Source organism: Micromonospora sp. SL1-18 (assembly GCF_047921505.1).
Taxonomy (GTDB): domain Bacteria; phylum Actinomycetota; class Actinomycetes; order Mycobacteriales; family Micromonosporaceae; genus Micromonospora.
In genome coordinates this window covers 108,235-131,799 of record NZ_JBLROA010000012.1, presented here as the reverse complement: position 1 = coordinate 131,799, position 23,565 = coordinate 108,235, and the positions used below count along the sequence as shown (strand labels likewise).

The following is a 23,565-nucleotide window of genomic DNA, read 5'->3' as shown; positions in this document are numbered from 1 at the left end:
GAACGACGAAAGCTGATCCACCATCGTGTTCACGGTGTCCTTCAGCTCCAGGATCTCGCCCTGCGCGGCCACCGTGATCTTCTGGGAGAGGTCGCCCCGGGCGACCGCGGTGGAGACCTGGGCGATGTTGCGCACCTGAGCGGTCAGGTTCGATGCCATCGAGTTGACGCTGTCGGTCAGGTCCTTCCAGGTGCCCGCGACGTTCGGCACCTCCGCCTGGCCGCCGAGCATGCCCTCCGTGCCCACCTCGCGGGCCACCCGGGTCACCTGCTCGGCGAAGAGCCGCAGGGTGTCGGTGAGCGAGTTGAAGGTGTGGGCCAGCTCGGCCACCTCACCCTTGGCCGACACGGTGATCTTCTGCGACAGGTCACCCTTGGCCACCGCCGTGGCCACCTGCGAGATCGACCGCACCTGGTACGTCAGGTTCGACGCCATGGTGTTCACCGAGTCGGTGAGGTCCTTCCAGGTGCCGGCGACCCCGCGTACGTCGGCCTGACCGCCCAGCTCGCCCTCGGTGCCCACCTCGCGGGCCACCCGGGTCACCTCGTTCGAGAAGGACGAGAGCTGGTCGACCATCGTATTGACGGTGCGGCCGATGCGCAGATACTCACCGCGCAACGGGCGGCTGTCGATCTCCAACGCCATGTGCTGGGACAGGTCACCGTCGGCCACCGCCATGATCACCCGGGCGATCTCGGTGGTCGGCCGGCCCAGGTCGTCGATCAGCGAGTTGACCGCCCGCTGCCCCTCCGCCCACGAGCCGTCCAGGCCCTCGTCGTCGAGGCGTTCGGTGAGCCGGCCGTCCCGGCCGACGATCCGGCTGATCCGGCGCAGGTCCAGATGCTGCCGCTCCTGGAGCGACACCACCTCGTTGAAGGCGTCGGCCACCTCACCGGCCAGGCCGGCCCGCCGGGGCAGCCGGATCTTGAGGTCGCCGCGGCGCACCTGCCGCAGCGCCTCCACCAGCTCGCCGAGGAGCGCCTCGTGCTCGGTTGCGGACGGGTCCGCGGCTGCCGACTGTTTCGCCGTGGTCATCATTCCTCGCTCAGCTCGGGGTCGACCGGCTCGTGCCGACATCCCACCATTTTGCCCGCCTCGCGTCGAGGCGACGGCCCACCAACACAGCATGTCTGCCCGGATTCGTCCCGGTCCGCCGGCGACCCGTCAACGGCAGGGCGCTTGGCACCGGAGGCGGCGGCGGTGGAGGATACGGAGGTGTCAGCGGAGACGGGGCCGGCGACGAACGGCGGCGCGGACGAGCATGTCCGCCGGGTCCGGCTCCCCCCGGATCGGCGTACGCCGGCCGCGGCCCGAGCGCTGGTCCGGTCTGTCCTCGGCGAGGCGGACCTGGACGAACTGCTCGACGAGGCGCTGCTGCTCACCACGGAACTCACCACCAACGCCGTGGAGCACGCGCGCACCGAGCTGGACATCGAGGTCGAAGCGGACGTCGCCGGGCTGACCGTCACGGTCACCGACTTCGCGGCCGGCCCGGTCGAGGACCTGCTGGTCGGCGTACGCAACGTCACCTCGGACATCACCGAGGTGGCCGAGCGCGGGCGCGGGCTGCTGCTGGTCGACCACTTCGCCAGCCGCTGGGGCACCACCTATCTGCCGACCGGGAAGGGCATCTGGTTCCGGCTCGACCGGCACGGCGGAGAGGCGTTCGTCCGCCGGGCCGCCGTCGAGCACGTCACGGCGGCCACCGGGGCGGGCGTGACGGAGAACGGCACTCCGGGCGCCGCCGCGATGAGCGAGCTGATGCAGATCAACCCCGACCCGTACGCGGACGACCCGCTGCCGGAGTTCGCGACCGGGCTGCTGGCCCGGCTCACCGAGATGGTGGGCGCGGCCGGCGGCGTGGTTCGCCTGGACCGGGGCGACGGGCAGGGCAGCCAGGTGCTGGCCCGGTACGGCCGGCACCCCCGGCAGGAGGCCGAACTGCTCCGGGTCCCGCTCGCCGTGCACCGGCCGTACGCCGGCGGTCTTGAGCTGGACGCGGCACCCTCGACGTACGCCCGGCCGCTGGCGGTGCTGGCCGCCGAGCGGCTCTCGCTGCACCTGGAGAACGACCGGCTGCGCCGGGCGGACGTCCGCCGGTCGACCTGGTTGACCTTCCTCGCCGAGGCGAGCGAGCTGCTCGCCCAGTCCCTGGACGTCGAGCTGACCATGGCGCTCATCCCGCAACTGGTGGTGCCCCGGCTCGGTCAGTGGTGCGCGGTGCACACCACCGACGAGTGGGGCCGGCTGCGGCTCGCCGCGTCCAGCCACGCGGACGAGTCGGTGCTTCCGCAGCTGCACCGGGTGCTTCAGGAGACCGGGCCGGACTCGGTCCAGGCCCGGCTGCGGGAGGCGTCCCGGAGCGCGGCGCAGGTGCCGCTCAGCGGGCCGATGGAGGGGTTCGCGGTCCCGCTGATCGCCCGCGGTCAGCGGCTCGGCACCCTGGCCGTCGGTCGCCACCAGGCGCACCGGCACGATCCGGACGAGGTCTCGGTGCTGGAGGACGTGGCCCGCCGGGCCGCGCTCGCCATCGAGAACGCCCGTATCCACGCCGAGCGGCGACGGGTCGCCCAGGCGCTCCAGCAGTCCCTGCTGCCGCCGGTGCTACCGGTGGTCGAGGGCATCGGCTTCGCCGCCGAATACGTCCCGACGGGCGGCGACGCCGAGGTCGGCGGCGACTTCTACGACGTGGTGCCGCTGCCGGACGGGCGCTGGCTGGTGGTGATCGGCGACGTTTCGGGCAAGGGGGTGCAGGCGGCGGCGGTGACCGGCCTGGTGCGGGACGTGATCCGGGTGCTGGCCGGGGACGGTAAGCCGCTGCCGGAGGTGCTGGTCCGGCTCAACGAGACGCTGGTCGACCGGGGCGGCGGCCGCTACTGCACGCTCGCACTGGCGGCGGTCGGGCTGGGCGACCGGGACCAACTCGACGTGGCTCTGCACCTGGCCGGGCACGACCGCCCGGTGCAGCTGCGCGGCGGCGATGGTGCGGCCGCGGCCTTCGTCGGCAGGGGCGGTACGGCGCTCGGGCTGCTCGACGCGATCACCACGCCGACGGCCGAGCTCTCGCTCGAACCGGGCGACGCGCTGATCTTCTACACCGACGGCGTCACCGAGCGGCGGCGCGGCAGGGAACTCTTCGGCACCGAACGGCTCCGCGCGTCGGCGGCCCCGCTGGCCGGCTACTCCGCGGACGTGGTGGCCGCCCGGCTCCGCGCCACGGCGATCGGCTTCTCGGCCGAGGCCCCCCGCGACGACATCGCCATCCTGGTCCTCCGCAACGACGCCCTGTAACCCCCACCCGTGCGGGGGTGGCGGAGGGCGGGGTGGGGTGGGGGCCCGAGGGAGGGCTGGTCAGAGGCCGCCGGGGAGGCGGCCGGGGGCCAGGCGGTGGTGGGGGTCGAGGTGTGCCTTCGCCGTGCGGAGGCGGGGCAGGGCGGGCAGCTCGCCCCAGAGGTCGACGACCCGCCGGACCGGGGCGGGGGCGGACACCACCACGCAGCGGCCCTGCCGGGCGAGGAGCACCTCCCGGACGGCGGCGAGGATCGAGGCCACCCGGTCGGGCGCCAGCGAGCCGGGCAGGGCGGCATGCACCGTGCCGACCCCGGCGGAGCCCCGCACCGGCACCGGGCCGCCCGCCGCGTCGCGCAGCGCGTAGACCGCCGCGTGCAGGTCGTTGATGGGCACCTCGAACCGAAGCGCGGTGTCGCCGGGGCCGAACGGATAGCGTCCCCACCACTCCGGCGCCGCGTGGCTGGCGACCGCGTCGCCCCCGAGCAGGGCGGTGAGCCGCTCGGCCCGCTCCGCGACGTCGGCCGGGCCACCCTCCAACAGCACCACCAAGCTGCCCGCCGCGGCCGGCCGGGTCGACCGCCCGGCCAGCGCCGGATGGTCGGGGCGCCCGGCGACCGACGGGTGCCACGGGGAGACCCGCCGGCGTGGCAGCGGCACCGACACCGGCAGGTCCAGCTCGACGGCCGCCGGGTCGAGCCGGGCGGCGAGCACCGCCCGAACCAGGTCGTGCACCTCCAACGGGGTCCAGACCGGGCGGGACACCCAGACCCGGCTGGCCGGCACGGCCTGCACCCGCAGGGTGGCCGAGACCAGCACGCCCAGGCCGCCCTGCGAGCCGCAGAGCAGCCGGGCCACGTCCAGCCCCGGCAGGTCACCGACGCCGAAAAGCGCCCCAGCACCGCCCACCAGCCCAGCGCCGCCGCCCGGCGCGGCGCCGCGACCCAGCCCAGCGCCGCCTGCCAGGCCGGCGCCGCCGCCCGGCCAGGCACCGCCTGCCAGGCCGGCGGACACCGCTCCGCCGCCACCCGCCTGCTCATGAGCCGTCGGCGCCGCCCGGCCCAGCGATGCCGTGCCGGACGCACCGATGCTGATCAGCTCGCCGTCGGCGTCCAGGTAGCGGACCCCGACGAGCTGGGCACATGGACTGCCGTGTCGGTGCCGGAGCGGGCCGGCCTCGTCGGCGGCGAGCACCCCGCCCAGGGTCGCCCCGGGAGAGGGCACGTCGACCGGCAGGCGCCGGCCGGTGCGGTCCAGGCTCGCCTGGACCGCACGCATCGGGGTGCCGGCTCCGATCTCGGCCACCGGGGAGCCCGGCGGCTCGTGCCAGACCCCGGCGAGGCGGCCGGTGTCGAGCAGGATGTCGACCTGCACCGGGGCGGCACCCCAGTCGATCTTCGTGCCGGCACCCCGAGGCACGACCGTGAGATCGTGCGCGGCGGCCAGCCGCAGCACCTCGGCGGCGGCGTGTGGGCCGCCCGGCACCGCCACCCAGCGGGCCGTCCGGCCGGCCACCTCGTCGGCCGGGCCGGCGAACCGGGCGAACGGCGGGCCGCAGATCTCCGCCAGTCGCCGGGTGATCTCGAGGGCTCCGGGTCGGTTGGTGGAACTCGCTGCAGCCGCCATGGCGGTTATCGTACACATGTTCGAAAGCGGCGGCGGTGGATCGGCGGATCCGGCCACGCGTACGCTCGGCGGCACGCCCCCGGCCGGTAACGTGACGCCGTGACCACCGAGACCCCCGACAACTCCAGCTCGGCGCGTCTGGCGCCGCGCCGCGACCTAGAGCCGTCGCCCGTACCCGTCGCCAAGCGCGTCCCGGCCGAGCGCACCCACCACGGCGACACCGTCGTCGACGAGTACGCCTGGCTCGCCGCCAAGGACGACCCCGCGACGATCGCCCACCTGACCGCGGAGAACGCCTACACCGAGGCGCGCACCGCGCACCTGGAGGGGCTGCGCGCCCAGCTGTTCGAGGAGACCCGCCGGCGCACCCAGGAGACCGACCTGTCGGTGCCCACCCGTAAGGACGGGTACTGGTACTACACCCGCACCGTCGAGGGCCAGCAGTACGGCGTGCACTGCCGCCGGCCCGTGCGGGACGGCGAGACCGCGCCCCCGATCAGCGCCGACGGCGCCCCGCTGGACGGCGAGGAGGTGCTGCTCGACGGCAACCAGCTCGCCGAGGGGCATGACTTCTTCGCCCTCGGGGCGTTCGACGTCACCCCCGACGGGCGCTGGCTGGCATACTCGACGGACTTCGCCGGGGACGAGCGGTTCACCCTACGAATCAAGAACCTGAGCACCGGCGAGGTGCTGCCCGACGAGATCCCCGACACCTTCTACGGCACCGCCTGGTCGAGCGACGCCTCGACGCTCTTCTACGTCACCGTGGACAGCGCCTGGCGGCCGTACCGCGTCTGGCGGCACACCGTCGGCACCCCGTCGAGTCAGGACGTGGTGGTCCACCAGGAGGACGACGAGCGGTTCTGGGTGGGTGTCGAGCTGACCCGCTCCGAACGGTTCGTGGTCATCGACATCCACAGCAAGATCACCAGTGAGGTACGGATCGTCCCGGCCGCCAACCCCACCGGCGAGCCGGCGATCGTCGCGCCGCGCCGGCAGGGCGTCGAGTACTCGGTGGAGCACCACGGCCACCGGTTCCTGATCCTGCACAACGACGGCGCGGAGGACTTCGCGCTGGCGTACACCTCGGCGGACGCGCCCGGCGACTGGACGCCGCTGATCGAGCACTCGCCCGGCACCCGGTTGGAGGCCGTCGACGCGTTCGAGAACCATCTGGTCGTCTCGCTGCGCGGCAACGGGCTGACCGGGCTGCGGGTGCTGCCGGTCGGCGGCGGCGACCCGTACGACATCGACTTCCCCGAGCCGATCTACAGCGTCGGGCTGGACGCGAACCCGGAGTACCACACCACGGAGGTACGGCTGCGCTACACGTCGCTGGTGACCCCGGACTCGGTCTACGACTACGACCTGGTCACCCGGCAGATGGTGCTGCGCAAGCAGAAGCCGGTCCGCCCCGGGCCGGACGGGCGGGCGTACGACCCGGCCGACTACGAGCAGCACCGGGACTGGGCACTCGCCGACGACGGCACGCGGGTGCCGATCTCTCTGGTCTGCCGGAAGGGCACCCCGCGCGACGGCTCGGCACCCTGCGTCATCTACGGCTACGGCTCGTACGAGGCGAGCATGGACCCGTGGTTCTCCATCGCCCGGCTCAGCCTGCTCGACCGGGGTGTCATCTTCGCGGTGGCGCACATCCGGGGCGGCGGTGAACTGGGCCGGCGCTGGTACGACGAGGGCAAGCTGCTCGCCAAGAAGAACACCTTCACCGACTTCGTGGCGTGCGCCCGGCACCTGGTCAAGGCCGGCTGGACGGCCAGCGACCGCCTGGTGGCCCGCGGTGCCTCGGCCGGCGGCCTGCTGATGGGCGCGGTGGCCAACCTCGCCCCGGACGCGTTCACCGGGATCGTCGCGCAGGTGCCCTTCGTGGACGCGCTCACCTCGATCCTCGACCCGTCGCTGCCGCTCACCGTCACCGAGTGGGAGGAATGGGGCAACCCGCTCGACGACCCCGAGGTGTACGCGTACATGAAGTCGTACACCCCGTACGAGAACGTGGCGCCGGTCGACTACCCGGCCATCCTCGCGGTGACCAGCCTGAACGACACCCGGGTGCTCTATCACGAGCCGGCCAAGTGGATCGCTCGGCTGCGGGCCGTCACGCCGGAGGGCGACTACCTGCTCAAGACCGAGATGGGCGCGGGGCACGGCGGCCCGAGCGGCCGCTACGACGCCTGGCGCGAGGAGGCGTTCATCAACGCCTGGGCCCTCGACCGCCTCGGCCGAGCCTGAGGTGAAAGGAGGGCCCCTGCGGTATGGCAGGGGCCCTCCTTGACGTCCGACATCAGGCGGCGGTGAGCACCGACGTGAGCACCGCCGGGTCGACGTTGCCGCCGGTGATCACGGCGGCGGTACGGCCGGACGGCAGCTCGTCGCGGTGGAAGAGGCGTGCCGCGACCGCCACGGCGCCGCTCGGCTCGACCACCAGCCGGGCCTCGCGGGCCAGCCGGCCCATCGCCAGGGCGATCTCCTCCTCGGTCACCGTGACGATGCCGTCGAGGCGTGCCCGCAGGTGGGCCAGGGTCAGCTCGGAGATGTTGGTACGCAGCCCATCGGCGCTGGTCCGGTAGGTCCGCTCGATGTCCCAGACCACCACCGCACCGGCGGCGAGCGACTCCTGGGCGTCCGCGGCGAGCAGCGGTTCCACCCCGACGACCACGGCCGACGGGCGCAGCGCCTTCACCGCGGTGGCGATCCCCGAGGAGAGCCCTCCGCCGCCCACCGGCACCAGCACCACGTCCACGTCGGGCAGGTCCGCCACGATCTCCAGCCCGATGGTGCCCTGCCCGGCGATGATCCGCCGGTCGTCGAAGGGCGGCACCAGCGTGGCCCCAGTGTCGGCGGCGATCCGCTCCGCCTCCGGCAGCCGGCGGGCCCGCGGGACGAGCCGCACCTCGGCACCGAGCGCCCGGATCTGGTCCACCTTGACCTGCGGCGCCCCCTCGGGGACGACCACCGTGCACGGGATACCGAACGCCCGGGCCGCGTACGCGAGGGCCTGCCCGTGGTTGCCCGACGAGTGGGTCACGACGCCCCGGGACCGGGCGGCCGGGTCGAGCCGGGCCACCGCGTGCGTCGCGCCGCGCAACTTGAACGACCCTACCGGTTGCAGGCTCTCCGGCTTGACCCACAGCTCGTCGTCCCACGGCGCCCGCAACAGCGGGGTACGCACCACCGTCCCGGCGATGTCGTCGGCGGCGACCCGGACATCCTCAACTGAGATCAGCTCCATCGGCCCATCCTGCCCCGGCCCCGGCGGCACTCGCTGCCCCGGCACCTGGCAACTCCTCGGCGGGGTCGGGCAACGGCGCCCATGTCCCGGGTCGTGCGGCACCTAGACTGGCCCGCGTGAGCGAGGCCGACGAGCAGCCGACCGGGGCGGACGTACCCCCGGCGGAAGCGGGGCCGGGTGCGGTGGCCCGGCGCGGCCCGACCTGGGTGATCTTCGCGGTGGTGGCCGCCGCCCTGATGGTCTGCTGCTGCTCGGCCGTGATCGGCCTGGCCGTCTCCTGGTCCGCCGGCCTGCTCACCGCCCACTGACGTCCGCCGCCTATCGTCGACTCAGCGAACGCCGCGTGCCGTCGACTCAGCGGGCGCCGCGCGCCGTCGTCAGCGGACCGGCGTCGCGGGGACCATTGCCGCAGCCTCCCCGGTACGGGCCATCCGCTGCCAGTGCAGCCGGTTGCCGACCAGTGCGGTCACCACCGACTGCACCACCACCAGGTACATCACCTGCCGGTAGACGAGTTGCTGGAACGGCAACGCCCACAGCGGTCCGTACCGCTCCCGGTCCAGGCGCAGCGCGTACGCGGCGGTGAAGCCCTGGAGCAGGAGCAGCCCGAGCCAGGCCAGGACGAGCTTCGACCAGGGCAGGAAGAGCAGGCCGTAGACGGCGAAGACGTCGACCGCCGGCGCGGCCAGCGGCAGCAGGACCTGGAACACGGTCAGGTACGGCAGGCCACGTCGACCCAGCTTCCCACCGACCCCCGGCTCGCGCAGCGCATGCCGGTGCTTCCACATCGCCTGCAGCGTGCCGTAGCACCAGCGGTAGCGCTGCCGCCAGAGCTGGCGCAGCGACGACGGCGCCTCGGTCCAGGCGATGGCGGCCTCCTCGTACACCACCCGCCAGCCGGCCCGGAGCACCTTCATCGTCAGGTCGGTGTCCTCGGCCAGGGTGTCGGCGGGGACACCGCCCACGGCGAGCAGCACCTCACGACGGAACGCGCCGATCGCACCGGGAATGGTCGGCATGCACTCCAGCACGTCGTACATCCGGCGGTCGAGGTTGAAGCCGATCACGTACTCCAGGTGCTGCCAGCGACCGAGCAGCCGGCGCCGGTTGGCGACCTTGGTGTTCCCGCTGATCGCGCCGACCCGCGGATCGGCGAAGCCCTGGACCAGCCGGTAGACGGTGTCCGGCTGGAACACGGTGTCCCCGTCGACCAGCACGAGCAGGTCGGCCCGGGCGGCCCGGATGCCGGTGTTCAGCGCGGCCGGCTTGCCGGCGTTCGGCTGTCGGATGACGCGTACCCCACGCAGCCGCATCCGCTCGACGATGTCGGCGGTGCCGTCGCTGGAGCCGTCGTCCACCACGATCACTTCCAGCATCGGGTACGCGCTGCCGACCAGCGACCGCACGGTGGCGGCGATGTTCGCCGCCTCGTTGTACGCCGGCACGATCACTGAGACCGGCGCGTTCACCTCGGCTCGCCGGCCCCGGGACCGGCGGACCCGGCGTACGTGCAGTTGGGCGCAGACCACCTGCACGGCGAGCCGCGCCACCCCGAGCACCAGGGCCACGCCGAGCAGCAGGTTCATCGCGGAGGAAAGCCAGGCGGCACCTTGCTGCGCCCAGCGCAGCGCCGTCCCGCTCAGCCGGGTGCCGGCACCGGCGGGGAGCATCGACGCGGGCGCGGCGATCCCCTCCGACACGGTGGTGAACCGGTATCCCTGCCGGGCCAGCCGAGGCAGCAGTTGATCGAGGGCGGCCACGGTCTGGCGGCGGTCGCCCCCGCCGTCGTGCATGAGCACGACCGCCCCGGCGCCGCCCTGCGGAGTGGACTCCCGGACGATGGCCGGAACACCGGGGCGTTCCCAGTCCCTGGCGTCCCGGTCGGCGAGCACCGCCACGTGGCCGCTGCCGGCGGCGTCCCGCAGCGCCTGGTAGAGCGGCATGCTCAGCGCGGCCGGAATCGATGAGAAGGGCGGCCGGAACAGCGTCACGTCGCGACCGGTGGCACCGGCGATCGCTTTCCGCGTCCAGGAGAGTTCGGCCTCGGCCCGCCAGGCGGGCTCGGCGGCCAGATCGGTGTGGGTGAAGGTGTGCGAGCCGATCTCGTGCCCCTCGGCCAGGATGCGCCGGACCAGCTCGGGATGTTCGTTCACCCGCGCGCCGACCACGAAGAACGTGGCGTGGGCGTGGTGCCGGCGCAGCACGTCGAGCACCCGCGGCGTCCACCGCGGGTCCGGGCCGTCGTCGAAGGTCAGCGCCAGGGTACGCGGCGGAAGCCGGCGGGTGACCGGCTTGGGGCCGTCCAGCCGCAGCACCGGGCCGCCGGTGCTGACCTGCCGGGGCGCGGGTGAGGCGGGCGCCTGGGACGGGCCCGAGCCGCCGCGGACGTTGGTGACCAGACCGTTGAAGCTGAGTGCCCCGAGCAGGCTGACCAGCCCGAGCAGGAGCAGTAACCAGTGCGCCCGGGGGTCGCGGCGCGCCACGTGTGTCGCCATCGTCAGGGCTTGCCCGGCGACTTGCTCGGCCTGGCGCTGTTCCGCCGCTCGTCGCCTCGGCCCGGGACGCTGGCCCGGGGGCCCGGCACGGTGGGCTGGGCGGTGGGCTGGGCGGTGGTGGTCGTGCGGGTTGCCGTCGGTGCGGGCGCCGGCAGCGGCGAGGTGGTGCGGATCACCGGCTCGGGTCGAGGGCTGGGCCTGGGGTGCTCCGCCGGCCGGGACGGCCCGTTGACGCCGGCCTCGATCGGCGGCCGGGCCTTCGTCTCCGACCAGCCGGGCAGCGGCACCGGGGAGTCGAAGAGGAGGCCGGCGAGGATGAGACCGAGGCTGGTGAGCAGGCCGAGGCCCATGGCCGTACCGACGATCACGGTCAGCCGGCGCCGCCGCCCGGTCCGGTCCACGAACACCGGCGCCGCGCCGCCGGACTGGTTGTGCATGCTGGTGGTCTCCCGCTGTCGCCGTTCTGCGCCGTCCCCCCAAACGGCCCCGCCCCGGGCCTGTTGGCACGCCTCCGCAGTGAATGGCGTCGGCGGCGCTCGCCACGTCACATCAGGTGGTCCGCAGTTCCTCCACCGCCGTGCTGGAACGCAGGAAGAGCACACCCACGCCGACCGTCACCAGCACCGCGACGAGGGCGCCAGCCGCAAGCCAGGCCAACTGCTCCACCGGTACGTCCGGAACCACGGTTATCTTCGGGACCCACTCTGTACGGGCGTACTGGGCGCGCGTCGCCTCGTCAGTGCAGAGGTGCTCACCCGCGTCACAGATCTCCTGCGAGAAGCCGCCGCTGCTCGGTGAGCCGAAAGCGCCCCGAATGAGCAGCAGACCGACGGCCAGTGCGATGGCGATCGCGGGCACCGCCGGCGCGAGCGACTGCCAGAGGATGGACCGGCCGAGCGTGCCGCGCGGCACCCCGGCCGCGACCAGCGCCGCGTACGCCCGCCGCCGGGCGATGATCCCCTCCACCAGGGCGACCAGCAACCCGCCCGCCGCGATCGTCATCGCCACCGCCACCGCCAGGTCGACCAGGTCCATGGTGCCGAGGTAGAAGTCGTCCGGACTGGGCATCCCGGCGCCCGTCCGGCCGTCGAGTTCCACCGTCGCCAGGAAGTAGGCGCGGAACCCGGCGGCCCCGGCCCCGAAGATGAGCGCGGCGAGAAGCGCGGCGAAGGTTCGGCTGCCCGCCCACGGATCGGCCATCAGCCGGCGCGCGCCCAGCAGCGCGGCGGGTCGCCGGGCGTACCGGTGCAGCAGCCGGCCGGTGGTGTGGGAGATCCAGCCGGTGCCGGTGACCACACCGATCATGGCGGCCAGTCCGCCGCCGACCAGCAGCGCTGGCAGCAGCCAGAGCGGCGGTTGGACGAGTCGCCGGTCGTACCAGAGCGCCACCGGCCGGAAGGCGGCGAAGGCGGCCAGCCCCAGGATGATCAGCAGGCCGGGCCAGGGCCAGGGGCCTCGGGTTCGCACCTTCCGGACCACGCCGAACGGAGTGGTCGCCACCCGGCGGAGCATCAGTGCGGTGGCCAGCGCGGCGACCAACGGCAGCCCGAGCACCAGCGCAGCCATCCCGACGGTCGACGGGTACACGTCCGTGGGCAGCGGGAGTCGGCCCCGCGCGTCCGGCTGGTGCAGCAGCCGGTGACCGGCCAGGTAGACGGCCAGCCCGGTCAGCGTGCCGAGCAGGCTCGCCAGCCCGGTCTCCGCCATGGCGACGAGGGTGACCTGGCCGGGGGTGGCCCCGGCCAGCCTGAGGGCGGCCAGCCGCCGGTCCCGTGCCGGCGCGCCGAGCCGGGCGCACTGCCCGGCCAGCCCCAGCACCGGGATGACCAGCAACAGCAGGGCGAACGCGGTGCCGCCGCGCAGCCCCGGCTCGACCAGAAGCTGGTTGGCGTACTGCTCCGACCAGCGGCTTCCGTTGTCGTCGGTGGCCGGCGGCGTCGGGATGGCCAGCACGGTCAGCGCGGCCAGGCCGGCGAGGGCGGCCAGCGCGGCGCTCAGCGCGGTCAGGATCACCCGGGCCAGGTCGGTCCGGGTGCCGGCCAGGGCGAGCCGGAGGAGGGCACCCGGCCTCACCGCTGGCCACCCGGCACCGGCGCGTCGAGACCCAGCCCCGAGTGGTCCACCGCCCCGTCGCGCAGCGTCACCTCGCGGTCGGCGTACGCGGCGATCCGTGGTTCGTGGGTGACCAGCACGACGGTGGTGTGCTGGTCGCGGGCGAGCCGGACCAGTTGGGTGAGCACCTGCTCGCCGGTGAGCGTGTCCAGCGCGCCGGTCGGCTCGTCGGCGAAGAGCACCCGAGGCTCGGTGACCAACGCTCGGGCGGTGGCGCAGCGCTGCTGCTGCCCGCCGGACATCTCGCCCGGCCGGACGTCGGCGACCTCGGCCACGCCCAGCCGCTCCAGCCAGGTCAACGCCGCCGTCCGCGCCTCTCGCCGCCCCGTGCCGGCGAGAAGCAGCGGAAGGGCGACATTCTCCGCCGCGGTCAGCTCGGCGACGAGCTGACCGAACTGGAAGAGCACCCCGAATTCGGTGCGGCGCAGCCGGGACCGGGCCGCCTCCGGCCAGGTGTCGATGCGCTCACCCCGCCAGGTGACCTGCCCGGCGTCGGGGCGCAGGATGCCGGCGAGGCAGTGCAGCAGGGTGGACTTGCCGCAGCCGCTCGGCCCGGTGACGGCGACGATCTCGCCCTCCGCCACGTCGAGCGTCACGCCGCGCAGGGCGGGCGTCCGGCCGTACGCCTTGACGACGCCGCGGGCCTCCAGATGCGTCACGAGTGCACCTCCCGGTGCCAGTCGGCGACCCGGTCCAGGGTGGTGTGCAGCCACCGCAGGTCGGCGTCGAGGTGGTTGATGGCGAAGTCGGCCGCGATCACGTCGTCGAGGCTGGCCGATGGGGCGGTCTTCACCGCGGTCAGTTCGCGGAGGCGCTCGGTGTGCGCCCGGCGCTGGGCGACGAGGTAGGACCGGGCCCGATCGGCGTCGGCCACCAGCAGGGCCACCACCACCTTGGCGAAGAGGGTGCTGGCCACGTACGGCATCGGCGGCTCGACGGTGGCGAGCCACCGGTCGAGCGCCAACCGTCCCTCCTCGGTGAGCGCGTACGCCGTGCGGTCGGGGCCGCCTTCGCGCTCCTGCCCGGCGGGGACCACCAGGCCGTCCCGCTGGAGCCGGGCGAGGGTCGCGTAGACCTGCCCGAAGGCGAGTGGGCGGGCCCGGGGCAGCCGCTCGTCGTGGGCGCGTTTCAGCTCGTAGCCGTGCCGAGCGCCGCCGGCGAGCAGCCCGAGCAGGACGTGCTGTGTGGACACGGGCGTCACTATTCACTCGGTGAATAGCAATGTCAAGAACGGCCCGCGCGGCGTCGTGCCACGCGGGCCGAGAGCGTCAGGGCGTCCAGGCGGGATTTCGGCCGGTCCGGCCGAGGAGCCGGTCGAGTTCGGTGGCCTCCGACGCGGTCGGCACCGGTTCGCCGAAGGCGCCCATCCGCTGACCGGTATCCCCCATCCGGTCCATGAAGCCGTGCCCCGCCGCGAGCACCGTCGGCTCGACCTCGACCCGCTGCCCGGTCGCGCGGGCCAGGTCCCAGCCGTGCACCGTGAGGTCGATCAGGGCCATGTCGCCGAGCGTCTCCTGCGGCAGCCCCATGCCGGACGAGACACCCTCCAGCGCCGCCGGGTCCGACCACGCCTCAACCAGGCGTACGGTCTCCGCGGCGAACCGCTCCCGCCAGCCCTCGGTCAGGTGATCGGTCTTGGCCGACCAGTCCACCTCCTGCTGCCTGGCGAGCGCCTGGAAGTTGACCACCACGTCGAACAGGTGGTTGAGCAGATCGCGCACGGAGTAGTCGCAACACGGGGTCGGCAGGTCGAGCTGATCGTCGGAGATGCCCTGGACCACCGCAATCGTCCGGGGCTCGGCGGCGGCCAGCAGCTCACTAGTCTTCGTGGTCATAGGGCCAGCGTATGGGGGCGGTCTTGAAGAAATGCGACACGAACCGCGGCGGGACAGCCAGGAGATCCTCGACCCCGGCCGGGCAGCCCCTGTCGGCTCCCGTTCTGCGTATCGCCCGCTTCGTGGGATACCGTTCCACCGAACACAGGAGGTCGGCGAATGTCCCTGACGGTGCACACGGAACAGCGCGGCGACGTGGTCGTCGTGTCGGTCGCGGGCGAGCTGGACATGGCCACGGCACCGCAGCTTCAGGACCAGATCACGGATCTGCTGGACAAGGGGCGTGACCGGCTCGTCTTCGACCTGGCGGACCTGTCGTTCTGCGACTCGACCGGGCTGTCGGTGTTCGTCCGCGCCAAGAACAGCTGCGACGAGGCCGGCGGTGTGGTGCGGCTGGCCGCTCCGCAGCGCGGCGTGCTCCGCATCCTGGAGGTCAGCGGCCTCGTCGAGGTACTGCACACCTACCCGACGGTCGACCAGGCGGTCGCGGGCGACCCGACGCCGGCCTCGTCCTGACGCTCGGCGCTCAGCTGCTCGTCCTCGATGTAGCGGGGGCGGGCGATGACCAGGCCCGCACCCGTCTGCATGGCGAGGGCCGCCAGCAGGAAGCCGATCGGCAGCGTCCAGCCCCCGGTCGCCTCGTAGAGGATGCCGACCAGCAGTGGACCGAGCGCGGCGATGGCGTACCCGGTGCTCTGCGCGAAGGCCGACAGCGCGACGGTGCCCTCAGCGGTCCGGGCCCGCAGCCCGATGGTGGTCAGGATCAGCGGGAACGCGCCCTGACCGAGGGCCAGCAGCAGCACCCAGAGCGGCGCGAGGCCGTGCGGCGCGACGGCCAGACCGAGGTACGACGCCGCGGAGAAGGCGGTCAACGAGAGCACCAGCGGCCGCAGCGTCCGCAGCCGGCCGGCCAGGGCGGGCATCGCCAGCGCCACCGGCACGCCGAGCGCGGTCACCCCGGCGAGCAGCAGGCCGGCGGTCTCGGCGGGGTAGCCGGCGTCGCGGAAGAGCTGGGCCAGCCAGCCCATGATCGCGTACCCGCTGAGCGACTGCGCCCCGAAGTAGACGGCCATGGCCCAGCCGAGCCGGGTCCGCGCCGGCTGGACCCGCGCCGGGGTCGCGGCGACCGCCGCCGGCCTCGCCGTCCGCCGCGCCCCCTGGGCACGCACCGCCAGCGGCACCCAGGCGAGTACGGCCACGGCCGCCAGCCCGGCCCAGACGCCGAGCCCGGCCCGCCAGGAGCCGAAGGCGTGCGCCACCGGCACCGCCGAGGCGGCGGCCACCGTCGTGCCCGTGGTCAGCGCCATCGTGTACGCCCCGGTGACCAGCCCGGTGCGGTGCGGGAAGTGCTGCTTGACCAGCATCGGCAGCAGGATGTTCGCGATCGCGATGCCGGCCAGGGCGAGCGCGCTGGTGAGCACGAAGATCGCCGCCGAGTCGGTGGCCACCCGGAGCACCTGCCCGGCGGCGAGGGCGAGCATGGCCAGCACCAGCACCCGGGCGGCCGGCCAGCGGCGGACCAGCCACGGGGTGAGCGCGCCCATCCCGGCGAAGGCGATGGTGGGCAGGGTGGTGACGAGGCCGGCCATGGTGCCGGAGAGGCCCAGCCCGACGCGGATCTCGTCGAGCAGGGCGCCCAGGCTGGTCACGGCGGCGCGCAGGTTGAGCGCGACCAGCAGCATGCCGACCAGCACCAGCGCACCGCCGGTGGCCGGGTTGACCGGGCGCGCGGATGCCGCCACGCGGGCCGGGCCGGGCGCCACGCGGGTGGTCGGTGCTCCGGTCAGGGCAGGAACATCGATGGCGGGCGCATCGGTGCAGGTGGCTGGCGGTGTCATGACCTCAGACTACAATCATGGGATGAATTTCGGGAGGAGTTGTAACCGGTGACACGTACCGTCGATTCCGTCGCCGTACCCCCGCGCGGCCACCGGGTACGGCAGACCATCGAGCAGCTTCGGGCCCGGATCCTCGGCGGCGAGTGGCCGGTGGGCGGGCGCATCCCCACCGAGCCGCAGCTCGTCGCCGCGCTCGGCGTAGGGCGCAACACGGTCCGGGAGGCGGTCCGCGCGCTGGTGCACGCCGGCGTGCTGGAGTGCCGCCAGGGCTCCGGGACGTACGTCGTGTCGACCGACGAGCTGGCCCCGGTGGTGGCCCGCCGGCTCACCGACGATCGGATGGCCGAGGTGATCGAGGTCCGACGCGCCTTCGAGGTGGAGGCCGCCCGGCTCGCCGCGCTGCGGCGTACCCCTGAGGACCTGGCGGCGCTCGACGAGGCGCTCGCCGCCCGGGAGGTCGCGTGGCATTCCGGCCTGGTGGACGAGTTCGTCGAGGCGGACGCCGCGCTGCACAGCGCGGTGGTGGCCGCCGCCCACAACGGCATGCTGGCCGAGCTGTACGCCTCGGTCGGTGCCGCGCTGCGCAGCACCGTCGCCCAGGCGATGGGCGGCGCCCTAAAGCCCGAGCGGTACGTCGACCACGGCCGGCTGGTCGACGCGATCCGGGACGGCGATCCGGCGCGGGCGGCGATCGAGGCCGGTGCTTTTCTGGAGTCCCCCTCCGGGGCATAGGTTGTCCCGGACGAGACACCGGACAGCACCACGGGAGTGTGCATGCTCAAGGGCTTCAAAGACTTCATCATGCGCGGCAACGTCGTCGACCTGGCGGTCGGTGTCGTCATCGGCGCCGCGTTCACAGGCGTGGTCACCCAGCTCACCAAGTCGTTCCTGGAACCGCTGATCCGGGTGTTCGTGCTGCTCCTGACCGGCAGCAGGAACGGCATCACCGGCACCGCCCCGAAGTTATGGGGCATTTCGTTCGACTGGATCGCCTTCGTCAACGCGGTGATCACCTTCCTGCTCACCGCGGCCGCGCTCTACTTCCTGGTCGTCTACCCGATGAACAGGCTCGCCGAGCGGCGCAAGCGCGGCGAGGAGCCGCCGCCGGACGCCCCGAGCGAGGAGATCAAGCTGCTCACCGAGATCCGGGACGCACTGCTCGCCGGCAACCAGGCCGCGCCGGCCCAGCGAGGCGCGCTGGACGACGTGCTGGGCCGGCGGCAGGAGCCACCCGCCCCGCGCTGACGTATTGCCCGCACCCGGCCCCCGTGGGAATCCCGCGGGGGCCGACACGTCTCGAACATGTGTTCGATAGAGTCCCGGTCATGGAGCAGCGCAGGCACTGGTGGAACGGGAAATGGGGGCGGCTGGCCCGGCGGGATGTCTTCCTCCGGGTCGACGGCGACCGCTGGCACGTCGAGCAGCGCGCCGGCGGCGCCGAGGGCGTCTCCCGGTTCTACGAGTACGACAGCGCGGAGGAGGCGGAGGACACGATCCGGGCGCTGCTGGAGGGGCCGGACACCTGGCGCGAGTTGTCACCCCGCCCACCGAGCGGCTGGACCCCGCCCGTTTAGCGCCGGGCCGGCCCGGGAACCGCGCCTACATGAGCCAGGAGACCATTTCCCGGGTCACGACCGGCATGCGGGTGATCGACTCGACCGGCGTCGAGGTCGGCACCGTGGATCTCGTCCAGCGCGGCGACCCGAACGCGGTGACGGTGCAGGCGCCCGCCGGGATCGACCCGGGCGGCAGCCTGGACGAGCTGATCGAGTCGGCGGCGGTCGAGGAGCCGGACGTCCCCGCCGATCTGGCCGCCCGGCTGCTGCGCAGCGGCTACCTGAAGGTCTCCACCGAGCTGGCCCGGGCCGGCGCGGTCTACGTGCTGGCCGACCGGATCACGGCCGTCACCGACGACGGGGTACGCCTCGACGTCCCGGCCGCGGAGCTGCCGCCAGAGGAGTGACCGGCCCAAGCCGACGCGCTGACCAGCGCATTCGTCGGTGCTGCTCTACTGTGATCAACCGACCCGGGCCGGCGTGACCGCCTCCGCTTCCGGGCGGTCCGGTGCCGGTGCCGACCGGTCGATGGTCCGGCGGCGGAACAGCAGGAGCATCAGCCAGCCGGCCACCAGACCCCAGAACGCGCCGCCCACCCCGAGCAGGCTCACCCCGGAGGCGGTGACCACGAAGGTGACCACCGCCGCCTCGCGGGCGTCCGGCTCGGCGACGGCCGCCGAGACCGCGCCGGCCAGCGCGCCGAGCAGCGCCAGCCCGGCCACCGCCTCGACCAGGACCGGCGGCGAGAGCAGCACCAGGGCAGTCGCCACGCCGGCGCCCAGGCCGAGCAGCGCCATGCCGATCCCGGCGGTGACCGAGGCGATCCAGCGCCGCTCCGGATCGGGGTGGGCGTCCGGGCCGGCGGCCAGGGCGGCGGTGATCGCGGCCAGGTTCACCGCGTGCCCGCCGGCGGGGGCACCGAGCGCGGTGGCGAGCCCGGTCACCCGGAGCGCGGAGCCCAGCGGGGCGCGGTAGCCGTAGCCGGCGAGGACGGCCATCCCGGGCACGTTCTGCGCGGCCATGGTGACCAGGAACAGCGGCAGCGCGAGCCCCACCACCGCCGGCACCGTCCAGGTCGGCGCGGTGAGCGCGACGGACGGGGCGAGGTGCGCCCGGACCGGCCCGGACGTGGTCAGTGCGATCGCCACCGCTGCCACGGCCAGCGCGCCCGGCACCGCCCAGCGGCGGGCGAACCGGTGCAGCACCAGCCAGGCGAGCACCACCGGCCCGGCCAGCCGGGGCACCTCGACCAGGGCCCGGACCGGCGCGGTGCAGAGCGGCAGCAGCACCCCGGCGAGCATGGCGCTGGCGACCGGGGCGGGGATCGCGGCGACCGCCCGGCCCAGCGCCGGGACCAGTCCGGCGGCGGCGATCAGCAGGCCGGTGAGCAGGAACGCGCCGACCGCCGCCGGCCAGCCGCCGGGTACCGGGCCGGTGGCGACCAGCAGCGCCGCACCAGGGGTGGACCAGGCGATCGCCAGCGGCAGCCGGTGCCGCAGCCCGAGCCAGACCGCGCAGGCGCCCGTGGCCACGCAGAGCGCGAGCAGCCCGGAGGCGGCCTGCGCCGGGTCCGCGCCCACCGCGCGCAGCCCGGCGAGCACGACCGTGAACGAACTCGCGAAGCCGACGAGGGCCGTCACGACCCCGGCCAGCACGGGTTGCAGCCGACCGGCCACGCCATCCTCCCGTCGGTTGCCCTCCGCGCGCCGCCGTTCCGGCGCAGCATCGTTCCGTTTACGGAACAGCCCGGTGTAGCACCATAGCCGCATGGCAACAGTCCCACCAGCCCGGGACCGGGCACCCGAGACGGTCGGACGCCGGGTCCGCGCCCTCCGCGAGGAGCGGGGGATCTCCCTCTCCACGTTGGCCCGGCTGGCCGGCGTGGGAAAGGCCACCCTCTCCGGGCTGGAGAACGGCACCCGCAACCCGACCCTGGAAACCCTGTACGCGGTCACCGCGCAGCTCGGCGTACCGCTCACCGCCGTGCTCTCCGGGCCCGCGGCGACACCCACGGTCAGCGGCGCGGCGGTCAGCGCCACCCTGCTGGAGGTCTTCACCGACACGGACGCGACCTACGAGCTGTACCGGATGCGGGTCGCCCCCGGGCCCGGCCAGCTCTCCCCCGCGCACCAACCCGGGGTGACCGAGCACATCACCGTCTTCGCCGGCGTACTGCGGGCCGGGCCGGTGGACGCCCCGCTGACCGTCGCGGCCGGCGGCCACCTGCGCTGGACCTCCGACGTACCGCACAGCTACGCCGCGGTCGGCGACGAGGAGGTACGCGCCAGCCTGCTGCTGCGCTACCCACGTTAGTGACCATGGTGGACGGTGCCGCCGTTCCCGGCAGCGGAACCTTTCTCGGGCGTACCGCTGGGAGCATAGAGACGGCGGTGGGGTCTTCTTGGCAAGCTTGACCCCATGACGCTGATCCTCCGCTCGGCCATCCGCAACGACGTCGGCCTCGTCCGGACCAACAACGAGGACTCCGCCCTCGCCGGTGACCGCCTGGTGGCGGTGGCCGACGGCATGGGCGGGCTGCCCGCCGGCGAGGTGGCGAGCGCGATTGTCATCCGGATCCTGGACGAGCTGGCCCCGCCGACCGTCCCCGACGAGGCCGCCGACGCGCTGCGCGCGGTGGTGACCACCGCCAACCAGCGCATCCGGGCCGCCATCACCGCGGACCCGGCGCGCGACGGCATGGGTACGACGCTGACCGCCGGCCTGCTCGCCGGCGACACCCTGGTCCTCGCCCAGGTCGGCGACTCCCGCTGCTACCTGCTGCGCAACGGCGAGCTGGCCCAGCTCACCCGGGACGACACCTTCGTGCAGGCGCTGGTCGACCAGGGCGCGATCTCCCACGACCAGGCCCGGCACCACCCGCAGCGCTCGCTGGTCACCCGCGCCGTGCAGGGCTCGGACGCGCCGCCGAACATCGGGATGCTCACGGTCGTCCCCGGCGACCGGCTGCTGCTGTGCAGCGACGGCCTCTCCGACTACGTGGAGGACTTGGCCATCGCCTCGGCGCTCGCCACGCACTCCGACCGCCAGCAGTGCGGCGAGCAGTTGGTCAAGCTCGCCCACCAGGCCGGCGCGCCGGACAACGTCACCGTCGTGGTCTCCGACGTCACCGCAGTCTGAGGCGTGTCCACCGCCCGGCTGCGCCGGCGCCGGCACGTCCGGCATTTGCCGGTGACCTGACCGCCAATCGGGTTGCGCCGGTCGCCGGACCGGGTTGGGATGATCAGATGATCATCCGCCGGTTGGCCGCCGAGGAACGCCTCACCCACAGCTTCCCGCTCCAGGCGTACGCCTTCGAGCCGTCGCCGATGGTCGCGTCGCGGGTCGACGAGTACCGCGCGTACCTGCCGTACAACGCGGGCAACCGGACGCTGGTCGTCGAGGAGGACGGGATCACGACGGCCGCCGTCTCGGCGATCCCGATGCGGCAGAACCTGCACGGTCACGTCCTGCCGATGGCTGGCGTGGCCGGGGTGGCGACCCACCCGCTGGCCCGCCGGCGTGGTCACGTCCGGGCGCTGCTGCACCAACTTCTCGACGAGATGCGCGCCGAGGGGCACTCGCTCACCGCGCTCTACCCGTTCCGCGCCTCGTTCTACGAGCGCTTCGGGTACGTCGGGCTACCCGCCCGGCGTACCGCGGTCTTCTCCCCGGCGGACCTGGCCCCGCTGCTCCAGGCGGAGCTGCCCGGCGAGGTGGGGTGGGAGCGGGTCGGCGCGGGCTACCAGACGTGGCGCGCGTACATCGAGCGCTGCCTGCACGAGCGGCACGGGTTCGCGGTCTTCCCCGACTTCCGGACGGTCGGCCTGCGCGACCGGGACGACCGCTGGCTGCTCACCGCCGTACGCGACGGCGAGACCGTCGGCGCCGTCACCTACCGCATCGACGACCACGGCGGCGAGCTGATCGCCGACGACCTGCTCGCCGACGACCCGTACGCCCGGGCGTCGCTGCTCCAGTTCTTCGCCCGCCACGTCGACCAGGTGGAACGGATCCGCCTCCACCTGCCCGCCAACGAGCTGCCCGAGCTGTGGCTCACCGACCTCGCGGTGCACGTCGAGGCGCGGGTGTCCCGGCCCGGGTCGTCCGCCCCGATGGCCCGGCTGCTGAGCCTGGGCGCGCTCGCCGGCCTGCCGACCGGGGCCGGCCGGGTCACCGTCGAACTGGTCGGTGACCGGTGGCTCGGCGGGACCCACCTGCTCGACGGCACCACCGGCCGACTGGACGTGCTGCCCGGCGACTCCGCCGGCGCGGGCACCGTCCCGACCGCCACGCTCACCGCCGCCGGGCTCTCCGCCCTGGCGTACGGGGTGCTCGACCCGGCCGAGGTCGTCATCCGGGGCCTCGGCGAAGTGCCTACGGATGCCGCCACCGAGCTACGCCGCCTCTTCCCCCGCGCCCTCCCCTACCTCTTCGCCGACTTCTGAGTACAGCGGCCGCCGGTCGTGGCTGGCGCGCCGGCCGCCCCGGCTGGCGTACCTCGACGGGCGGCGGGAAGCCGGAAGCCCCGGGCAAACGGGTTCCGGTAGCCTGAGCGGGCGGGCCGCTAGCTCAATGGCAGAGCTGTGGACTTTTAATCCATAGGTTCGGGGTTCGAGTCCCCGGCGGCCCACAACTTGTCTACGCGAACATGCGCAGCGCCTGATTACTTTGAGTAGCAGCGCTAGGTTTTTTTGTCTGGTTGAGGGCGAGTCCGGGTCACTACCCGGTGGCGTAGCCGTCGAACGGCGAACAGCGCGAGTTCGCCGTCGAGACACCACCACGGCGGCGGCCTGCCCGTCCAGTGCAGGTCAGCGAAGAGTTCGTGCCGCACCTCTCGGTGGTGCCAGGCCATGCCTGGCCTGTGCCGGAGTCTTGAACGAGACTCGGGTGTGGCCGGCACCCCGGCAGCCGGCAGCCGCCGCCGGTCAGGTGGCATTCCACTGCCCGTGATGGATGACTGCGGCGGCGTCGCGACGGCGTGCGGCGATGGCCGGGTTCTGCGGTGGCAGGTCGTCGGCGCGGTAGCCGATGCAGATGCCGCCGATCGGCGCGTACTCATCGGGGATGGCGAACTCGGCCTTGAACGCGGCGGTGTGGGCCGGGATGTCGACCTCGGGGTCGAGGTCCTCGCCGGCGACCGGCATGATGCCGAAGAAGCAGGCGCCGAGGCCCTCGTCGACGGCCGTGAGCAGCATCATCAGCGCGGCCATGCCGGTGTCGATGTACCAGTAGGGTGCCGGCCATCGGGCTTCGGACCGGTCAGTCCAGCCCTTGTCGGCTTCGGCGTACCGGGCGAGGTAGACGGCCTTGTGCGCGAGCGGCACGACCACGAGCGGTGCGTGCTGCATGGTCGGTGTCTGCGCGACACGGGTGGGGACGTACGGCCAGAATCTGGCCCGGTCCTCCGGCTCGGTGAGGGCGAGGAAGGCCCAGCCCTGAGAGAAGCCGGCCGAGGGTGCGCGCAGCGCGCTGGTCAGTATCCTCTCGACGACGTCGGGGCTGAGCGGCCGGTCGGCGTAGTGCCGCACCATCCGACGACGACGGATCACCTCTGCGAACTCCATG

At 73.8% G+C, this 23,565-nt stretch carries 23 protein-coding genes and 1 tRNA gene; 12 read left to right on the top strand and 12 right to left on the bottom strand.

Going from position 1 to position 23,565, the window contains the following annotated elements:
• The coding region (locus tag ACNAW0_RS08500; protein WP_416287178.1) for a HAMP domain-containing protein at positions 1-1,035 on the bottom strand (1,035 nt) is incomplete at its 3' end.
• A gap of 180 nt (positions 1,036-1,215) precedes the next feature.
• Between ACNAW0_RS08500 and ACNAW0_RS08495 the strand changes: the two genes are divergently transcribed.
• Positions 1,216-3,291 carry a SpoIIE family protein phosphatase gene (locus ACNAW0_RS08495; protein WP_416287177.1) on the top strand — a complete coding sequence of 692 codons (2,076 nt, stop codon included), beginning with the start codon at positions 1,216-1,218 and terminating at the stop codon, positions 3,289-3,291.
• A 60-nt stretch (positions 3,292-3,351) separates the two neighbouring features.
• On the opposite strand, the gene ACNAW0_RS08490 is transcribed toward ACNAW0_RS08495, so the two are convergent.
• On the bottom strand, positions 3,352-4,914 hold the full coding sequence (locus tag ACNAW0_RS08490) for an FAD-binding oxidoreductase (RefSeq protein WP_416287176.1): 1,563 nt from the start codon (positions 4,912-4,914) through the stop codon (positions 3,352-3,354).
• A gap of 138 nt (positions 4,915-5,052) precedes the next feature.
• Between ACNAW0_RS08490 and ACNAW0_RS08485 the strand changes: the two genes are divergently transcribed.
• Positions 5,053-7,164: a S9 family peptidase gene (locus ACNAW0_RS08485; protein ID WP_416287191.1), complete on the top strand. Its 2,112-nt coding sequence runs from the start codon at positions 5,053-5,055 to the stop codon at positions 7,162-7,164.
• Between the two features lie 52 nt (positions 7,165-7,216).
• On the opposite strand, the gene ACNAW0_RS08480 is transcribed toward ACNAW0_RS08485, so the two are convergent.
• On the bottom strand, positions 7,217-8,164 hold the full coding sequence (locus ACNAW0_RS08480) for a threonine ammonia-lyase (RefSeq protein ID WP_416287175.1): 948 nt from the start codon (positions 8,162-8,164) through the stop codon (positions 7,217-7,219).
• A gap of 116 nt (positions 8,165-8,280) precedes the next feature.
• Between ACNAW0_RS08480 and ACNAW0_RS08475 the strand changes: the two genes are divergently transcribed.
• Entirely contained in the window at positions 8,281-8,472 is a 192-nt protein-coding gene (locus ACNAW0_RS08475; protein WP_416287174.1) for a hypothetical protein, read from the top strand.
• A 69-nt stretch (positions 8,473-8,541) separates the two neighbouring features.
• On the opposite strand, the gene ACNAW0_RS08470 is transcribed toward ACNAW0_RS08475, so the two are convergent.
• The 6 genes from ACNAW0_RS08470 to ACNAW0_RS08445 form a co-directional block, all read right to left on the bottom strand.
• Positions 8,542-10,659: a bifunctional polysaccharide deacetylase/glycosyltransferase family 2 protein gene (locus tag ACNAW0_RS08470; RefSeq protein ID WP_416287173.1), complete on the bottom strand. Its 2,118-nt coding sequence runs from the start codon at positions 10,657-10,659 to the stop codon at positions 8,542-8,544.
• 2 nt (positions 10,660-10,661) lie between these two features.
• A complete protein-coding gene (locus tag ACNAW0_RS08465) occupies positions 10,662-11,096 on the bottom strand; it encodes a hypothetical protein (RefSeq protein ID WP_416287172.1) in 435 nt (144 codons plus the stop codon).
• Positions 11,097-11,208: 112 nt separating this feature from the next.
• Positions 11,209-12,732, bottom strand: a complete 1,524-nt coding sequence (locus ACNAW0_RS08460; RefSeq protein ID WP_416287171.1) for an FtsX-like permease family protein — start codon at positions 12,730-12,732, stop codon at positions 11,209-11,211.
• Entirely contained in the window at positions 12,729-13,430 is a 702-nt protein-coding gene (locus ACNAW0_RS08455) for an ABC transporter ATP-binding protein (RefSeq protein WP_416287170.1), read from the bottom strand. The genes ACNAW0_RS08460 and ACNAW0_RS08455 overlap by 4 nt, the downstream gene beginning before the upstream one ends.
• Entirely contained in the window at positions 13,427-13,963 is a 537-nt protein-coding gene (locus ACNAW0_RS08450; protein WP_416287169.1) for a PadR family transcriptional regulator, read from the bottom strand. Before ACNAW0_RS08450 ends, ACNAW0_RS08455 begins: the two co-directional genes overlap by 4 nt.
• Before the next feature lie 76 nt (positions 13,964-14,039).
• Positions 14,040-14,606, bottom strand: coding sequence for a TIGR03086 family metal-binding protein (locus ACNAW0_RS08445; RefSeq protein ID WP_416287168.1), 567 nt, complete (start codon positions 14,604-14,606; stop codon positions 14,040-14,042).
• Positions 14,607-14,765: 159 nt separating this feature from the next.
• On the opposite strand from ACNAW0_RS08445, the gene ACNAW0_RS08440 reads away from it, so the two are divergent.
• Positions 14,766-15,122: an STAS domain-containing protein gene (locus ACNAW0_RS08440; protein WP_416287167.1), complete on the top strand. Its 357-nt coding sequence runs from the start codon at positions 14,766-14,768 to the stop codon at positions 15,120-15,122.
• Here the strand turns inward: ACNAW0_RS08440 and ACNAW0_RS08435 are convergent.
• Complete coding sequence (locus ACNAW0_RS08435; protein ID WP_416287166.1) at positions 15,068-16,444, bottom strand: MFS transporter; 1,377 nt, start codon at positions 16,442-16,444, stop codon at positions 15,068-15,070. The two genes, ACNAW0_RS08440 and ACNAW0_RS08435, sit on opposite strands and share 55 nt — an antisense overlap.
• A 48-nt stretch (positions 16,445-16,492) precedes the next feature.
• On the opposite strand from ACNAW0_RS08435, the gene ACNAW0_RS08430 reads away from it, so the two are divergent.
• The 4 genes from ACNAW0_RS08430 to ACNAW0_RS08415 all read left to right on the top strand — a co-directional run bounded on the left by ACNAW0_RS08430 (position 16,493) and on the right by ACNAW0_RS08415 (position 18,407).
• Positions 16,493-17,176 (top strand): FadR/GntR family transcriptional regulator, encoded by a 684-nt coding sequence (locus tag ACNAW0_RS08430; protein ID WP_416287165.1) that lies wholly within the window; start codon positions 16,493-16,495, stop codon positions 17,174-17,176.
• 42 nt (positions 17,177-17,218) lie between these two features.
• On the top strand, positions 17,219-17,689 hold the full coding sequence (mscL, locus tag ACNAW0_RS08425; protein ID WP_416287164.1) for a large conductance mechanosensitive channel protein MscL: 471 nt from the start codon (positions 17,219-17,221) through the stop codon (positions 17,687-17,689).
• 80 nt (positions 17,690-17,769) lie between these two features.
• A complete protein-coding gene (locus ACNAW0_RS08420) occupies positions 17,770-18,018 on the top strand; it encodes a hypothetical protein (RefSeq protein ID WP_416287163.1) in 249 nt (82 codons plus the stop codon).
• A 29-nt stretch (positions 18,019-18,047) separates the two neighbouring features.
• The gene (locus tag ACNAW0_RS08415) at positions 18,048-18,407 is read left to right on the top strand and encodes a hypothetical protein (protein WP_416287162.1); all 360 of its coding nucleotides are present in this window, start codon (positions 18,048-18,050) and stop codon (positions 18,405-18,407) included.
• A gap of 54 nt (positions 18,408-18,461) precedes the next feature.
• Here the strand turns inward: ACNAW0_RS08415 and ACNAW0_RS08410 are convergent, their stop codons facing one another.
• A complete protein-coding gene (locus ACNAW0_RS08410; RefSeq protein ID WP_416287161.1) occupies positions 18,462-19,676 on the bottom strand; it encodes a benzoate/H(+) symporter BenE family transporter in 1,215 nt (404 codons plus the stop codon).
• A gap of 91 nt (positions 19,677-19,767) precedes the next feature.
• Here ACNAW0_RS08410 and ACNAW0_RS08405 point away from each other — a divergent pair, with 91 nt between their 5' ends.
• From ACNAW0_RS08405 to ACNAW0_RS08390, 4 genes are all read left to right on the top strand, one after another.
• A complete protein-coding gene (locus ACNAW0_RS08405) occupies positions 19,768-20,313 on the top strand; it encodes a helix-turn-helix domain-containing protein (RefSeq protein WP_416287160.1) in 546 nt (181 codons plus the stop codon).
• Between the two features lie 105 nt (positions 20,314-20,418).
• Positions 20,419-21,138 carry a PP2C family protein-serine/threonine phosphatase gene (locus ACNAW0_RS08400; protein WP_416287159.1) on the top strand — a complete coding sequence of 240 codons (720 nt, stop codon included), beginning with the start codon at positions 20,419-20,421 and terminating at the stop codon, positions 21,136-21,138.
• 107 nt (positions 21,139-21,245) lie between these two features.
• On the top strand, positions 21,246-22,445 hold the full coding sequence (gene eis / locus ACNAW0_RS08395; RefSeq protein ID WP_416287158.1) for an enhanced intracellular survival protein Eis: 1,200 nt from the start codon (positions 21,246-21,248) through the stop codon (positions 22,443-22,445).
• A 113-nt stretch (positions 22,446-22,558) separates the two neighbouring features.
• Positions 22,559-22,630: transfer RNA gene (locus tag ACNAW0_RS08390), tRNA-Lys, on the top strand.
• Positions 22,631-22,925: 295 nt separating this feature from the next.
• On the opposite strand, the gene ACNAW0_RS08385 is transcribed toward ACNAW0_RS08390, so the two are convergent.
• Positions 22,926-23,564 (bottom strand): nitroreductase family protein, encoded by a 639-nt coding sequence (locus tag ACNAW0_RS08385; protein WP_416287157.1) that lies wholly within the window; start codon positions 23,562-23,564, stop codon positions 22,926-22,928.
• Between the last annotated feature and the right edge of the window lies 1 nt (position 23,565).

Excerpts from the sequence above, each read along its gene's own strand:
- ACNAW0_RS08445 (WP_416287168.1), bottom strand. The coding sequence starts at position 14,606 with ATGACCACGAAGACTAGTGAGCTGCTGGCCGCCGCCGAGCCCCGGACG.
- ACNAW0_RS08405 (WP_416287160.1), top strand. The coding sequence starts at position 19,768 with ATGGCAACAGTCCCACCAGCCCGGGACCGGGCACCCGAGACGGTCGGA.
- ACNAW0_RS08490 (WP_416287176.1), bottom strand. The coding sequence starts at position 4,914 with ATGGCGGCTGCAGCGAGTTCCACCAACCGACCCGGAGCCCTCGAGATC.
- mscL (WP_416287164.1), top strand. The coding sequence starts at position 17,219 with ATGCTCAAGGGCTTCAAAGACTTCATCATGCGCGGCAACGTCGTCGAC.
- ACNAW0_RS08480 (WP_416287175.1), bottom strand. The coding sequence starts at position 8,164 with ATGGAGCTGATCTCAGTTGAGGATGTCCGGGTCGCCGCCGACGACATC.
- ACNAW0_RS08420 (WP_416287163.1), top strand. The coding sequence starts at position 17,770 with ATGGAGCAGCGCAGGCACTGGTGGAACGGGAAATGGGGGCGGCTGGCC.
- eis (WP_416287158.1), top strand. The coding sequence starts at position 21,246 with ATGATCATCCGCCGGTTGGCCGCCGAGGAACGCCTCACCCACAGCTTC.
- ACNAW0_RS08400 (WP_416287159.1), top strand. The coding sequence starts at position 20,419 with ATGACGCTGATCCTCCGCTCGGCCATCCGCAACGACGTCGGCCTCGTC.
- ACNAW0_RS08435 (WP_416287166.1), bottom strand. The coding sequence starts at position 16,444 with ATGACACCGCCAGCCACCTGCACCGATGCGCCCGCCATCGATGTTCCT.
- ACNAW0_RS08440 (WP_416287167.1), top strand. The coding sequence starts at position 14,766 with ATGTCCCTGACGGTGCACACGGAACAGCGCGGCGACGTGGTCGTCGTG.
- ACNAW0_RS08470 (WP_416287173.1), bottom strand. The coding sequence starts at position 10,659 with ATGGCGACACACGTGGCGCGCCGCGACCCCCGGGCGCACTGGTTACTG.
- ACNAW0_RS08465 (WP_416287172.1), bottom strand. The coding sequence starts at position 11,096 with ATGCACAACCAGTCCGGCGGCGCGGCGCCGGTGTTCGTGGACCGGACC.
- ACNAW0_RS08385 (WP_416287157.1), bottom strand. The coding sequence starts at position 23,564 with ATGGAGTTCGCAGAGGTGATCCGTCGTCGTCGGATGGTGCGGCACTAC.
- ACNAW0_RS08415 (WP_416287162.1), top strand. The coding sequence starts at position 18,048 with ATGAGCCAGGAGACCATTTCCCGGGTCACGACCGGCATGCGGGTGATC.